The organism is Pediococcus acidilactici, assembly GCF_016127815.1.
Lineage (GTDB): Bacteria > Bacillota > Bacilli > Lactobacillales > Lactobacillaceae > Pediococcus > Pediococcus acidilactici.
Genome location: NZ_CP066046.1, coordinates 22,625 through 37,232, shown reverse-complemented (window position 1 = coordinate 37,232; position 14,608 = coordinate 22,625). Strand labels below are relative to the sequence as shown.

Here is a 14,608-nt window from a genome sequence, read left to right as displayed (position 1 = left end):
TCTTAGGAGGATTATTACATGTCATTTTCATTATTAAGTAGAAGACAAGATATTGAACGTCTAAAAAATGAAACACTCGACTTACTGACCATCGGCGGTGGAATTACCGGTGCAGGAGTAGCCATTCAGGCTAGCGCCATGGGGATGAATAACGGCTTAATTGAGATGCAAGATTTTGCGGAAGGAACCTCTTCGCGATCGACTAAATTAGTCCACGGAGGAATTCGCTACCTCAAAAACTTCGACGTTGAAGTAGTTTCTGATACCGTTAAGGAACGGGCGGTCGTCCAAGGGATTGCCCCCCACATTCCCCGGCCTGATCCAATGCTGTTACCAATTTACGACGAGCCGGGATCCACTTTTAACATGTTCTCCGTCAAGGTTGCGATGAACCTATACGACCAACTAGCCGGGGTTACGGATCCTAAATACACTAATTACACAATTTCTAAGGAAGAAGTTCTTCAACGCGAACCCCAGCTTAACCCCGACAAATTGTTGGGTGGCGGTGTTTACCTGGATTACCGGAATAACGATGCCCGCCTCGTAATTGAAAACATCAAAAAAGCTCACGAAAACGGGGGCTTGATGGTTAGCCACGTAAAGGCCCAACACATTTTGCACGACGAAAACGGCAACGTCAACGGGGTCAACGTAAAGGACCTCTTAACTGGTGAAGAATTCGATATTCACGCCCGTCTCGTAATCAACACCACCGGGCCGTGGTCCGACTTTATCCGCGAAATGGACGACCACCTCGAAGTAACTCCGCAAATGCGGCCTACCAAAGGGGTTCATTTAGTAGTCGATCGTTCTCGGCTCAACGTACCTCAACCAACCTACTTTGACTCTGGACAACAAGACGGTCGGATGGTCTTTGCGATTCCGCGGGAAGGTAAAACCTACTTTGGAACCACCGATACCGACTACCAGGGTGATTTCCTTCACCCGCGGGTTGAACAAGCTGACGTGGATTACCTTTTGAAGACAATCAACGACCGCTATCCAGAAGCAGAAATCACCATTGACGATGTGGAAGCTAGCTGGGCAGGTTTACGGCCACTAATTGCTTCTAACGGTAGCTCCGATTACAACGGTGGCAATTCCGGTAAAATTACCGCACAAAGTTTTGACGAAGTAATTGCGATTGTGGATAAATACGAAAAACAATTAGTTAGTCGCGAAGACGTAGAAGACGTGCTTAATCACTTAGAAAGCACCCTTTCCGAAAATAAACCAAACCCTTCTGCAGTTTCCCGGGGTAGTTCATTAGATGTGGCTCAGGACGGCCTAATCACCCTTGCTGGCGGTAAAATCACCGATTACCGGAAGATGGCCGCGGGGGCGATTGCCTTAATCGCTAAATTGCTTAAGCAACGCTTCAACCGGAACTTCAATTCGATCGACTCCAAGCATCTCCAAGTTTCCGGTGGGGATATCGACCCGCAAAACGTGGACGCCACCTTGTCATTCTTTGCTAAGCAAGGTATCGAAAGCGGCCTTTCCAAACCCGAAGCGGAAAAGATTGCCAACCTCTTCGGATCCAACGCGGCCCGGGTCTTTAGTCAAATCGGTCGTTTGCCGGCTGCACCTGGCTTAAGCCTCGCAGAAACCATCAGTCTGCACTACTCAATGGAAGAAGAAATGACCTTGACCCCCGTAGATTACTTGCTCCGGCGGACTAACCACCTCCTCTTCCACCACGACGCCATCGCCGACCTTCAACAAGGAGTGGTTGACGAAATGGCCCGCTACTTCAACTGGAGTGCGGAACAAAAACAACAACATAGTCAAGAACTTCAAGACGTAATCGCTGAAGCCCACCTAGATTATCTGAGATAGGAGTAAGTTTAGATATGGAAACTAGTTTATGGATGCAGTTAGTCGGCGAATTTGTCGGCACATTCATCTTAATTTTACTTGGGGACGGTGTCGTTGCTGGCGTAACTCTGAAGAAATCAAAAGCAGAGGGTGCGGGGTGGATCGCAATCTCGCTTGGCTGGGGATTGGCAGTTACCTTAGGGGTGTATACCTCCGCCTTTCTAAGTCCGGCTCACTTGAACCCGGCCGTAACCCTAGGGATGGCAATGGCCGGTAAATTTGCCTGGGCCAACGTGATTCCTTACTGCATTGCCCAAACTTTGGGTGGCATCCTTGGCGGAGTATGCGTTTGGATTCATTACTATCCCCACTGGCAAGCCACTAAGGATGCCGATGCCATTCGGGGAATCTTTGCTACCGGACCGGCAATCCGTAATTACGCGATGAACTTCATCAGTGAAGTAATTGGAACTTTCGTTTTAGTGTTCGCTCTGTTAGCTTTCACCCGGGGCAACTTCACCGATGGTTTGAATCCGATCGTGGTCGGTATTTTAATCACCGCCATTGGTTTATCACTTGGAGGAACGACCGGTTACGCAATTAACCCGGCGCGGGATTTAGGTCCGCGGATCGCCCACGCCATCCTCCCCATTGCCAATAAGGGCAATTCCGACTGGGCGTATAGTTGGGTTCCCGTATTTGGTCCGATGGTCGGCGGTGCGTTAGGTGCCTTGTTATTTAACGTGTTACCGTAGTTCACAACTGCGCATTCATTAAAACGTATGCGAACAAACTAAGAAATTTTTTCACAGATGAACATTTTTCCGAAAATTATTTTGGTGTGCTGACTTTAATAGCGCCAAAAACCAGTTTATTTCCTCTAACCCGAAATCGATCATTGTGCCCAATTCAGGCATAATGGTCGATTTTTAGTTAGTGCTCACAAGCTCTTCCGTTGTTGTCCCCCGCGCTTTTTTACGTCCTTATCCACGGCTAATTTGCTAACCTCCCAAAAAATTGATACACAAACTCTTTTACAACGTTTATAATCAATGGTAGGCTAGAAGCGTTTAAGAGTAAAAAAACTGTTTAATCCACAGCATTGTTCCTTATTCTAAAAGCGCCCAAAAACGGAGGAATTACATATGCAAAATGAACCCAACGTCGTTATCAGTCAGTTCTTCACTCATATGGAAGATCTACTTCATCATGCAGACACTAGTAACGTAGATATTCCAAGTAAGGTAGCGGAACAAACTCATTCTTTAGCTCGTTTTAACGTTCCGTACTACGTCTTGACTAACGATTCCACCCAAGAACCCATTGATAACCTCCACGTGGTTAACGTTAACTTGGATAAAATATATCAAAGCTATCCTGATATGACCCTTTATTTCTATCGGATTTTTATGACCTTTTATTTTTTACAGGCCCATCCCGAAATCGAAAAAGCAGTCCTAACTGACGCGACCGACGTTACCATGCTAAACTATCCGTTCGACGAGATTAAACCCGATACGCTATACATGGGCGACGAAACTGCATTTTTATTTGAAACTGACATTATTCTTAATAACGAAGGTCCCCAGTATTTACAAGACTTTTTCTTGAGAAACGGCAATTTGCTCCCCACCCTAAATTTAGGGGTGATGGCTGGAACTCGTGCAGTACTAATGGAATACCTTGGAATGATGGTCAAATTAATTACCGAAGCCAAATTAAAATTCAAGCAAGGCGACGAACGCTACCGACTCGGAGCATTTGAAATGGCGATTTCCAATTACGTGGCTTACGAATATTTCCAAGATCGTTTGGTCCATGGTCGTAAAGTAACTAGCTTTTTCTCTGGTTTTCAACCTCACAGTAGTGCTTGGTTTAAACATAAATAAACAAGGAGCACGATTGAATGTTAAATAAAAAACAAGTTTATCAACTACTACGTGACCGGGAATGGATCTTAAAACAAACAACTCCTGATACCGAAGTTCCTGGTTTTATGAGTTTTATAACTAGTTTAGACGATCCTCGTGCATTCTTTTCTATTGAATTCAAGGATAACGGCCGGTTAGAATTCTCTACTGGAATTAAATACGTACCTGTAGAATATGGCGGTTGGGATTTTAATGAAGAAACTCAAGAACTTATATTTGTTAGTCGCGATGGTCAGTCAAATCTTCGGGCGGATCTACCCCAAAAATTACCTTACGGAATCATGGCGTTCAAAATTTATAACGATTACATTAATCCCTTGTACTTTTTTGTTAATTATCCGCACATTGACCAGGAGCAGGTAACCAGCCACTGCTTAGGCGGCACCAAAGCTTTCTTCCTGCCCCGTTCAGCCTATGACAAAGGCTTCTACCAGACCCTGCGTTGGACTGGTTTTAATACTAACTTGGTCGACCACGAGGATGATCGGGTGGCCATGCTTACGGAAATTTATGATTACCTTGCGTACCATCCCCAAATTGCACAGGTGGTTTTCTCTCAAACCAATCAACCGGTCGTGCAACTTCCGAAAAAGCAGCATCTTTTGTTTACCCTTGCAGACGGGCAACCTTCATTGGATTATTTTTCAGGAACCCGGGCAGCAATTATGGAATTGCTCACGTTAATCATCTCCGAAAATAACTTGCGCCTATACAATGATGCTGATCAACGTAATGAAACTACTATGTTACAAGACGTTATCGCTAATTGCTTCACGGGACGTTACGAAGTGATCGACTCGCTTCCAGAAGCAACTTCACTTTGGCAGATTTTGTTGCATTTTTAAAACATTTGTAGGAAATACTTTATTGTCATACTAACGGTCGATCAACGGAAACTTAGAAAATTATCCCGTTTGAAAAACTTGCCCGGATAACTTTAAGTATCTTTAAGGAAGGAATTCATTTGAATGCTAAACAAAAAACAAGTCTATAATTTATTGCGCGAACGGGTGTGGATTCTACAATATTTTAATAAAGATATGGCACACCCCGGACTTATTAACCTTTTACCTAAGCCGGCCTTTTTATGCTTTACGTTTAAAAAGAATGGGCGCATAGATGTACCCAATGGCGTAGGTTTTATCCCCGATGAATACAATGGTTGGGATTTTGATGAAGCAAGCCAAGAAATTATTTTTACTGAACAAAATGGTAAACCACGAATTCGTACTAGCTTGCCTAAGCAATTACCTTATGGAATTGAAATACTCAAACAGACGGGCGCGCTTCCTGGAGATGGCAATACGATATATTTTTTTGTCAACTATCCGCACCTTAATAGTACCTACGCTGCGGAACAATTTTTAGGAGGCACTAAGGCCTTTTTCCTACCTCGCTCAAGCTACACAAAAGACTTTTATGATACTTTGCGATGGACCGGCTTTAATACCAATCTAGTCGACCACGAAGATAATCGAGTAGCCATGCTTACGGAAATTTATGATTACCTTGCGTACCATCCGCAAATTAAGCAAGTAATCTTCGCCCAAGCTAATATTCCCGTCGTGCAACTTCCGAAACAACAGCATCTTTTGTTTACCCTTGCAGACGAGCAACCCTCATTGGATTATTTTTCAGGAACCCGGGCAGCAATTATGGAATTGCTCACGTTAATCATCTCCGAAAATAACTTACGCCTATACAATGATGCTGATCAACGTGATGAAACTGCCATGCTACAAGACATTATCACTAATCATTTTGCAGGTCGTTACGAAGTGATTGACTCGCTTCCAGAAGCAACTTCACTTTGGCAGATTTTGCTGGAAATTTAAAATTACTCAATACTATTACAACTTGCACAAACATAGAAAAAATGACACAAAAACATTTCGATAACGTTTATAATGAAAGTAATTCATAATCGCTGACGATAACTATTAGCTCTAGTAAAGTCAACACGCTAAATTTTTTAGACATAGCTTACAACTAACACCGTATAGCTACAAAATTAGACCCTTTTTAGTGGTTAACAAGGGCATAATAGTGCATGGTTTAAACATAAATAAAGGATGTACAATTGATGATAAATAGACAAGAAGTTTTTAACTTAATACGTGATCGGATTTGGATTTACCAAAGCGTAATGAATTCTGATCCCAATCCAATTTTGCTCACTTTAACAGGAAGTGATGAAGAAACGACAAAATCGTTCTTTAGCCTTTACTTCCATGAGGATGGCCGGGTTTCTGCGGCCACGAAAGTTGGGTTCTTCCCTAATGAATTTGCCAATTGGGATTTTGACGAAGCCACTCAGGAAATTATTTTTATTAACCGTGATGACCAATCTGAGCTCCGGGCAAGCCTCCCGCAAGAGTTATCATATGGCGGGCTAGACGCCATTAAGCTTAAAAATGAACAAGCTGACGCAGATAGAACCATCCAGTTCGTAAACAATCCTGAATTTGATCGCTTTGAAATAACTAAATCGTCTCTAAGCGGAAAAAAAGTTTTCATCGCTCCTCGAGCAAATTATGAACCTTACTTTCGTTTTAGTATGCGCTGGAATGGTTTTAACATTAAACTAACTAACCATTCAGTCCCTTCAGTTGAATTCTTCAGTGATGCATATGATCATTTAGTTGCTCACCCGCACGTAGAGGAGATTATACTCTCGCAAAAAAATAAGGATATTATCGAATTTCCAAGGGATCAAAAGTTATTGTTCTTAAATAACCAAGGCACCCCCTCGTTCGAATATCTTTCTGGAAACCGTTCGGCAATAATGGAACTTCTCATCGTAATTTTATCCGAAAACAATTTACGTTTGTTTGATGATGGTGATCAGCGTGATGAAACTACCATGTTGCAGGATATTTTAACTAACCATTTTCAAGGACGGTATGAATTAAAAGATCTACCTGAATTTTAACAAGGTTGGCTTGTTTTCAGACACATCCATTCCTTGGTATAACCGTTAATTCTAACAAAAGCAGCGTAATAAAGGAGTTTTAAATGAAAGTTGAACCTAATATAGTACTCAGTGTATTTATCACTAATATGGAGGACATTAACCACCACGAAGACACTACTAATGTCGACATTCCCAGTAAAGTTGCTACGCAGGCGCACTCACTAGAAAATTTTCAAGTGCCCTATTACTTATTAACCAACGAACCTAGTCAGGAAAAAATTGAGAATCTAAGCATCGTTAACGTTAATTTAGATCGGATATATCACAATTATTCTGACTTATCCGTATATTTTCTTCGCATATTTATGGCGTTTAAATTTTTACAGGACCATCCTGAAATTGAAAAGGCTGCGATCACGGATGCTTCCGACGTTACAATGCTAAATTATCCTTTTGATCGAGTTAAACCAGATACCCTATACATGGGGGATGAGCCCCATTCTGTAGCACTTAGTGTACAGACTTTCATAGAAGACGATCCGCAATATATTTACGATTATCTTCTTGAAAATAGTGACCTATTTCTTACGTTGAATCCAGGTGTGCTCGTCGGCACTCGTGAAATTTTAATCGAGTATTTAGGAATCATGGTCAAATTACTGTCCGAAGCAAAATTAAAATTTAAGCAAGGTGATGAAACATATCACTTAGGACCATATGACATGTCAATTTCTAACTATGTTGCGTACAAATATTTTAGTGATCGATTAATTCATGGACGTGAAGTCAGCACTATTTTTAATGGTTACCAGGAACGCAGCAGCGCGTGGTTTAAACATAAATAAAGCAACTTTACTAATTCGAATACAGTCACAATAAAAATTAATCGGTAACTAACTGCCGATTAAGGTTATATTTCTAACTAAATTAAACTTTATTTCCCTAGGTAGTATTTTAGGGAATTTAATGCACAGCAAAACCACTATTTTCCGACAATACCTGACTCTCAATGGTTATTTACATCCGTTAGGCGTTTTTATTAGTTACCCATCATGTCTGATGAAGATACATCGACTACCACAATATAAGGAGTACACCACGTTGTTAACAAAAAAAGATGTAGAAAAATTAATTTGTAACCGTTTTTGGTTATTTATCTCTGTTACTGAAAACAAAGATTTTGTCTTGCTCTTCATTGGGAGAGGAGCCACCGATGCTTATCTAGCCATCCGGTTCGAATTGAACGGCGAAATTACTTTTCCTACTCATCTAGCATTTAACCCACCTGAATACTCACGTTGGGACTTTGATGAAGAAAAACAAGAAATTTTAATTTTTGATACCGATAATCAACTTAGGATCCGGGGAAAACTTCCAACTAAATGGTTAAGTAATAGTGTTCAAATTCAACTGTTTGATGGAGTAGACGGAATCTTGGTCCACAGCCCGCGTTTTGACGCGTCTCAAGTTACTGAGCGAACTCTCGGCGGAAAGAATATGTACTTTGTCCCTCGACAAGCTTTTAACATGGAAATCTTCCACGATATTAGTCGGGAAGACTTCAATCTCAAAGTACTCGATTGTCAAGAATCTATCCTCAATTTTTTCGATCAGGCTTACGAATACATTGCTCAGCATCCGCAACTAGAAAACGTTGTGCTTGCTAAAGAGGGCCAGCCAGTGATTAAACTTCCTGAGGAGGATCAGCTTATTTTTGCTAAGGATGCCGAGTCGCCTTCATTTAACTATTTTGCTGGCAGTCGAGCTCGTGTTATTGAGTTATTAATCATTATTTTATCGGAAAATAATAAGCGCTTGCTCAATCCGGATGACTCTCGTACTGAAGATGAATTGTTAGCAGATGTACTAAACACCCAATACAGTGGGCAATTCACTCTAACGCAAGTTTAATCATCCGTTAAAATTGAAATAGCAATTAATCAACATACTTATTTAAAAGCAATAATAAGGAGTTACACATGAAAGTTGAAAAAAATGTTGTAATTAGTGAATTCATTGTTAACATGTATGACCCTCACTACGGGCAAGACAATAGTAATGTCGACATTCCTGAAAGGACTCGAACTCAAGCCGAATCTTTAACGCGGTTTCGCGTGCCGTACTACGTGTTAACTAATGCAGAAGGTCAGGAAGCAGAAACTGGTGCCCACATTATTCACATGGACTTATTTAACCACTATCCTGACCTAACTTTGTACTTCCATCGAATCTTGATGGCTTTCGAATTCCTACAAAAACACCCCGAAATTGAGAAAGTTGCACTAACTGACGCGGGAGACGTTACAATGGCTAACTATCCCTTTGATAAAGTCGAGGAAGGTACTTTATACATGGGCGACGAAAGCTTCTATATCTTTGCCACTCCTGTAATTACTTGGCACAAAGATCTTCAACGTATTGAGGATTTTATAAGGGAAAATGGACTATTGCCTACCTTAAACTTGGGCGTGATGGTCGGAACCCGAGCCGTATTACTCGAATTTTTAGGGATTATGGTTGACATTATTACCGAAGCTCAACTAAAACTTAGCCAAGGAGACGATAGTTACCGGTTAAGCGACGTGGAGATGGCAATTTCAAATTACGTCGCTTACAAGTATTTTGGCGATCGTTTAGTCCACGGCCGAGAAGTTACTACGGTAATGGACGGTTATCAAGAACCAAGTAGCGCATGGTTTAAGCACAAATAAGGAGTTTTTGGCAATGTTAAATAAAGAACAATTAAAAGATTTAATTTGTGACCGTTTTTGGACATTTCGGGGATTTGATGATAAAAAGCATTTTAGCACCTTGTTTATTGGTACAGAGCCTGGTTCTGGAATGCTAGCACTTTGGTTTCATCGCGATGGTAGCATCACTTTCCCTACTAACGTAGCTTTTGAACCTGGTGAATACCGCCACTGGGATTTTGATGAAGACGCCCAAGAAATTATTTTCTTTGATTATAACCAACAGCCTAGCAAGCGCGCACATTGCCCCGTTCAATGGTTTGGTGACAGTCTTAAGATCGAATTAATCTCGGACTCGGATAATACCGAAGTCTTCTCACACGAACCACACGTTGACCAATTTGCCCTTAAAAACCGGGTAATTGGGGGAATCCATATGTTTTTTGCCCCTCGCAGCGTTTATAATTTCGAACTGTTTCAAGATTTAGCTTTTTTAAATTTCAATATCAAACTGATTGATACCGAAGATTCCATCATAGATTTTCTTCATGAAGTTTATCAATACGCAATCGCGCACCCCCAACTAGAGGAATTGGTAATTTCTCAAGAAGGACAACCACACGTTCAACTGTCACGAGAACACAAACTATTGTTCACTAGCAACGATGGCCAGCCGTCGTATAACTATTTTTCTGGTGAACGGCCGTTAGTTATCGAATTATTGACCGTGATTTTAGCTGAAAATAGGAAACGGCTGCTCAATCCAGATGATTCGCGAAATGAAAAAGAAATGATCCAAGATATTATTTCAAACCGATTTACCGACCGCTACGAAATTGTATAAATATCCCTCACAAAAGTAAAAATTGCCTTAAAACGCAACAGAGACCAGAACTTTCCAATTCTGGTCTCTGTTTTTTATTTAAATTATTTATCACACTGTTTTAGTCGCTCGCCAAAATTTTCTTTTAAATAAGGCATCAAGGATTGCTCATAATGGTCATCGTCCATTAACTTATGCTCAAACGCTTCATGGTTCAAGTCGATTAAAAACTTACCCAGCATTTCTAACATTAAATCTCGTGGAGCCCTTATAAACGACTGCTGGTCATCAAATACTAGCTGATTGTCATTCGTCGAATCAAATGACTCGAAGGGATTAGCTGCAAAGTCCAAGTCAAACATAATCGCAACTTTTTTTAAATATGGATGTTCAATTAAGTAATCAAAAATTTCTTGGATACCTTGCCATGTTTGGGGATTTTCATCTAAACAGTGTACATTCAATCCAAGATTTTCAACTAGCTGACCTAGTTGTGTTTGATTATCATATTGATAGGCCAATATCATCGACCCATGATCTGACTGCGGATCCGGAGCAACTTGTAAATTTGATTTTTTGAAAATAGCGTCCCAAACGCGAAAATGTTCGTGTTTACCATAAGCATCCATAACCAATGTGGCACCTTCTCGTACTGGTAAACTAAGGGTTTGTTCTACTTCTCCTTGGACACCATAAACCAAAATTTTTTGTTGTTGCTCGTCGAAGTCCCAGCGATGACATTCTGGAGGGATAAAACCCACGTTAGTTGGGAAATCAATTGTCCCATCCGGCATGAATTTCAAGGCTAAAATTCCCTTGCCTCCAAGCGTAAGACTTACTCCCACGTCATTAATTTCATAAAACCATTCGTAGTCTTTGATCATTTCAAATGCTTCTTTAAAATCCATCTTAAAATACTCCTATTTATGTTTAAACCACGCACTGCTAACTGGTTCCCAATAGTTAAACTTGGTACTTACTTCGCGTCCATGCTTTAAGCGACGTTTAAAGTATCGATATGCAACATAATTAACTAGCGCCATTTCATAATCCCCAAAAGCTGATTTAGGAACCTGTCGCATCTTTTGAACTTGTGCCCGAGTGAAAATCTCTACCAGAATCGTTAAAAATTCCATAATTACTGCACGAGTTCCTACAATAACCCCCGGGTTCAACATTTGGAGTTGCGAATTTTCTATAAAGAATCTTTCCATAAAATCAGGCTTTTTATCGCCCTTGACAATTCCACCGCCAATGCTTTTAAGCTCGTCCCCAAAATATAAAATCCCGTCTTCAACTCTGTCAAAAGGATAGTTATAGACTTCCACATCTGAAAAATCTACAAGTGCTACTTTCTTTATTTCTGGATGTTTAACCAAAAAATCTAGTGCCATTTCCCAACGGATAAAGTAAATTGAAACATCATAGCGATTCGCATCAACATCCATATTAACGTAATGCGCATTTTCGTCTACGTAATCCTCTTCTAATCCATTAGAAAGTATATACACCGGGAGCTGATAGTATGCTGCAGAGTGCTTTAAATTTTTTGCTAAAGATTCTACGCCATTTGAAAAATGAGCATGGCTTTGGTACTGCGGATCGAATAAATCGGTGATGAACTCACCAATAATGACATTATCTGCTACAACTTTATCCATTTTCACTACCTACTCCTTTAAGATTATTAAGCTGGGTATTTAAGATTAAAATAGTTAATCCAAATTACTTATATGGCCTACTAATATTTCCTGCTAAGAAACTAAAAGCGCACATTGATGTACACGGTTAATTATACACGTTATTTCTGTTTCTGGATACCCGTCAAAACTATTAAACAGACCGGCAATTGCAAATTTCAACTTTAAGAGGCAACGTCAATTTTTTGACAAAATAAAAAAGAGACCATCCAGTCTCCCTTTACTATAATTCATTTTTCAACCCTTTTAGTTTTAATTATCCTAGTTATGATTTAGGTACCGCCCGATCAATTTGCTTGGTAGTTACCACTTTCTTAGTTTGTGGTTGTGGGTTTTCGAAATTGTGGTTGGCTAAGATCAATTTAACTGCACTCACATCTTCTTTGGTGATTGTCTTTTGGGTAATTGGATAACCGCTAGGGATATAATAAGTCAAAATAGCATTCATTACGTCATCATCAATGCTTAACGTATAACCATCCGGCATTCCGTAATATTGCCCATTAGACGTATGATTGAGCCCCAAGCTATGTCCTAGTTCATGACGCATCGTAATAAATAGCACGTTAATGTCGTAATTTTCGCTATTAGGATCCAGTGCCCATTCTACCAGACTAGCATCAATCCCGGTATTCCCGCTCAACGTTGCGCTACCTGCGTCTTTGGGGTTAGCAACCACCTTTAAAGTGACCTTCTTGTCGGTGTCCGTGCTTTTAATGAGTACCGTCTTATCCAAAGCATCGTTCCAACTCTTCGCTGCTCGGTCTAAATTGTCGTTAAAAGCTTTTAAAGCCTGGGTAGGATCCTTTTCATTCGTAAAATCACTTTCTTTGGCGAAACTTTGGTAAATAATTTGTCCGTCCGGGTTATACGCATTATCAATCATTTGTGAGTTAAAATCTCCGCTAACAATTCCATACGTATTAGTGCTACCTAAAAATTGGTCGTCTATCAAAGCAACGCCTTCAGCATTTACCACTGGATAACGTGATTTTAGATCCAGGTTAAGCGCGTGCTGGTCGACCCAATACCATTGATTACCGTCGAAGCTTACCTTAATAAATTTGGTTGCTTGCCCAGCTCGTTTACCAGTTGGGTAAGTATACGTACCGGGCATTTCAGCTTGACTATAGACCGTCGCTCCCGACTTATCCCCTAAATTAGCAACGTTATCCTTCTCTGTCTGACCGTCTTCTACTTTAGTGTAAAAAGGATAATCGTTGTTTAGAACTACGTTGTAACGATATGGGTGCAGCGGATCCACTGCCGTGGGGACGTACTTGCTCAGGACCGGGTCGCTTTTATAATCGGTAATTTCACCAATATTAATCGTTGCCGGCTTCCGCTGCCATACGAAGGTGTCGTCGCCCATCGTTGCCGCATCGAATTGAGACATTAACTCTGCCGAAGTCCAAACGTGATTGCCAGTAGGATCATCAATAGTACCATTACCCACGTTTTGCCAGTGGCCGGTGTAACCATCAGTGGTAGGGACGTCAGGGATGTGCATATCACTTTTTAATTGACTCTTTTTTCCTAAAGTTAATTCCTTTAAATTGTTATTGCTTACGAGCATATCAACAGTGTCCGTACTATCTTTAATAGTAAACGATGATAAATCCAATTTCTCAACAGCCGTGTTTGAAAACATGTTGTTCATCGTTGTTACTTTTGAAGTATCCCAACCAGACATATTTACCGTCTTTAAGCTTGTTGCGTGGTCAAACATTTCATAAAATGTTCCTACATTAGAGGTGTCAAAATTAGACAAATCCAAGTTAGTTAGATTTCTAGCACCCAAAAACATCTGCATCATATCGGTTACGTTATTAGTATTAAAAGAAGATAAATTCACTTCAGAAACGTTCGAGTTATAAAACATAAAGGTCATAGATTTAACTTTGCTCGTATCAAAACTGCGTAAATCTAATTTTTTTAGATTCCCCGTACCGTCAAACATACCCGTCATATTAGTAACTTGGCTGGTATCAAAGTTACTTAAATCTAGCTGGTCAAATGCAGTGTTCAAGAACATGTAAGTCATATCGTTAATTTTACTAGTGTTAAAATCTTTAATATCCATTGTCTTTAGCATTGGATCATCCCGAAACATTTCTCTCGCGCTTCCTGAATAATCCAAATTACCAAGTTTACTAATCTCTTGCAAATTAGGTACTGCACTAAGCATACCTGCTATATCATGAGCACTGGTTTTTTCAGTAAACTCGATGCTTTTAATTGTACTAGGATCAATACCGTTACTATTTAAGATTACGTCCAATCGTGGTGCTTGCCCAACGTCACCGCCGTTTGATATCAGCTCACCATCATTTGCTAAAGTCCAAGTAGAGTCCCCCCACTTAAACACAGTTGCGCGGTTATCCTTTTGAGCTGCCATTGCTAGTTGGACGGTGATTAACAGCATCGCACAGACGGCTATCATTACCATTAAAATTCGTTTGGCTATATACCCTACTCTATTATTCATCCATTTTCCCCCCCGTTTTCAAAGCGAATATTTGTTCATATAATCACATTTTAATTATATACCTCACGTTAAAGTTTCTCAAGTGCAAACGCTTCCAATATAAAGGACACACAGTACTCTCTGTAATATGATTTAAAGCGTTTTTAAATACTATAGACACTGCATCGTTTAAACGCTATAATAAATGCGGTATATATTTTACCTGAGTAACAATTATTATGCATATAAATTAAGGAGTATT

Annotated in this window: 13 protein-coding genes; 10 read left to right on the top strand and 3 right to left on the bottom strand. The window is 40.3% G+C overall.

Going from position 1 to position 14,608, the window contains the following annotated elements; all coding sequences use genetic code 11:
• Window positions 1–18 precede the first annotated feature (18 nt).
• The 10 genes from glpO (at window position 19) to I6H64_RS00110 (ending at window position 10,200) form a co-directional block, all read left to right on the top strand.
• Window positions 19–1,842: a type 1 glycerol-3-phosphate oxidase gene (gene glpO, locus I6H64_RS00155; RefSeq protein WP_005918192.1), complete on the top strand. Its 1,824-nt coding sequence runs from the start codon at window positions 19–21 to the stop codon at window positions 1,840–1,842.
• Window positions 1,843–1,856: 14 nt separating this feature from the next.
• A complete protein-coding gene (locus I6H64_RS00150) occupies window positions 1,857–2,576 on the top strand; it encodes an MIP/aquaporin family protein (protein WP_005918194.1) in 720 nt (239 codons plus the stop codon).
• A gap of 390 nt (window positions 2,577–2,966) precedes the next feature.
• Window positions 2,967–3,710: a hypothetical protein gene (locus I6H64_RS00145; RefSeq protein WP_008841570.1), complete on the top strand. Its 744-nt coding sequence runs from the start codon at window positions 2,967–2,969 to the stop codon at window positions 3,708–3,710.
• 17 nt (window positions 3,711–3,727) lie between these two features.
• Window positions 3,728–4,597, top strand: a complete 870-nt coding sequence (locus I6H64_RS00140; RefSeq protein WP_008841571.1) for a hypothetical protein — start codon at window positions 3,728–3,730, stop codon at window positions 4,595–4,597.
• Between the two features lie 123 nt (window positions 4,598–4,720).
• Complete coding sequence (locus I6H64_RS00135; RefSeq protein WP_008841572.1) at window positions 4,721–5,587, top strand: hypothetical protein; 867 nt, start codon at window positions 4,721–4,723, stop codon at window positions 5,585–5,587.
• 248 nt (window positions 5,588–5,835) lie between these two features.
• A complete protein-coding gene (locus tag I6H64_RS00130; protein ID WP_008841573.1) occupies window positions 5,836–6,684 on the top strand; it encodes a hypothetical protein in 849 nt (282 codons plus the stop codon).
• An 83-nt stretch (window positions 6,685–6,767) separates the two neighbouring features.
• Entirely contained in the window at window positions 6,768–7,511 is a 744-nt protein-coding gene (locus I6H64_RS00125; RefSeq protein WP_008841574.1) for a hypothetical protein, read from the top strand.
• A gap of 214 nt (window positions 7,512–7,725) precedes the next feature.
• Window positions 7,726–8,577 carry a hypothetical protein gene (locus tag I6H64_RS00120; RefSeq protein ID WP_008841575.1) on the top strand — a complete coding sequence of 284 codons (852 nt, stop codon included), beginning with the start codon at window positions 7,726–7,728 and terminating at the stop codon, window positions 8,575–8,577.
• Window positions 8,578–8,645: 68 nt separating this feature from the next.
• Window positions 8,646–9,377, top strand: a complete 732-nt coding sequence (locus I6H64_RS00115; protein ID WP_008841576.1) for a hypothetical protein — start codon at window positions 8,646–8,648, stop codon at window positions 9,375–9,377.
• 13 nt (window positions 9,378–9,390) lie between these two features.
• Complete coding sequence (locus I6H64_RS00110) at window positions 9,391–10,200, top strand: hypothetical protein (RefSeq protein WP_005918216.1); 810 nt, start codon at window positions 9,391–9,393, stop codon at window positions 10,198–10,200.
• A gap of 83 nt (window positions 10,201–10,283) precedes the next feature.
• On the opposite strand, the gene I6H64_RS00105 is transcribed toward I6H64_RS00110, so the two are convergent.
• The 3 genes from I6H64_RS00105 to I6H64_RS00095 form a co-directional block, all read right to left on the bottom strand.
• Window positions 10,284–11,087 carry a hypothetical protein gene (locus tag I6H64_RS00105; RefSeq protein WP_056985239.1) on the bottom strand — a complete coding sequence of 268 codons (804 nt, stop codon included), beginning with the start codon at window positions 11,085–11,087 and terminating at the stop codon, window positions 10,284–10,286.
• A gap of 12 nt (window positions 11,088–11,099) precedes the next feature.
• Window positions 11,100–11,840: a hypothetical protein gene (locus I6H64_RS00100; RefSeq protein WP_036685372.1), complete on the bottom strand. Its 741-nt coding sequence runs from the start codon at window positions 11,838–11,840 to the stop codon at window positions 11,100–11,102.
• Window positions 11,841–12,144: 304 nt separating this feature from the next.
• Window positions 12,145–14,367, bottom strand: coding sequence for a BspA family leucine-rich repeat surface protein (locus I6H64_RS00095; protein WP_198458923.1), 2,223 nt, complete (start codon window positions 14,365–14,367; stop codon window positions 12,145–12,147).
• Window positions 14,368–14,608: the final 241 nt, after the last annotated feature.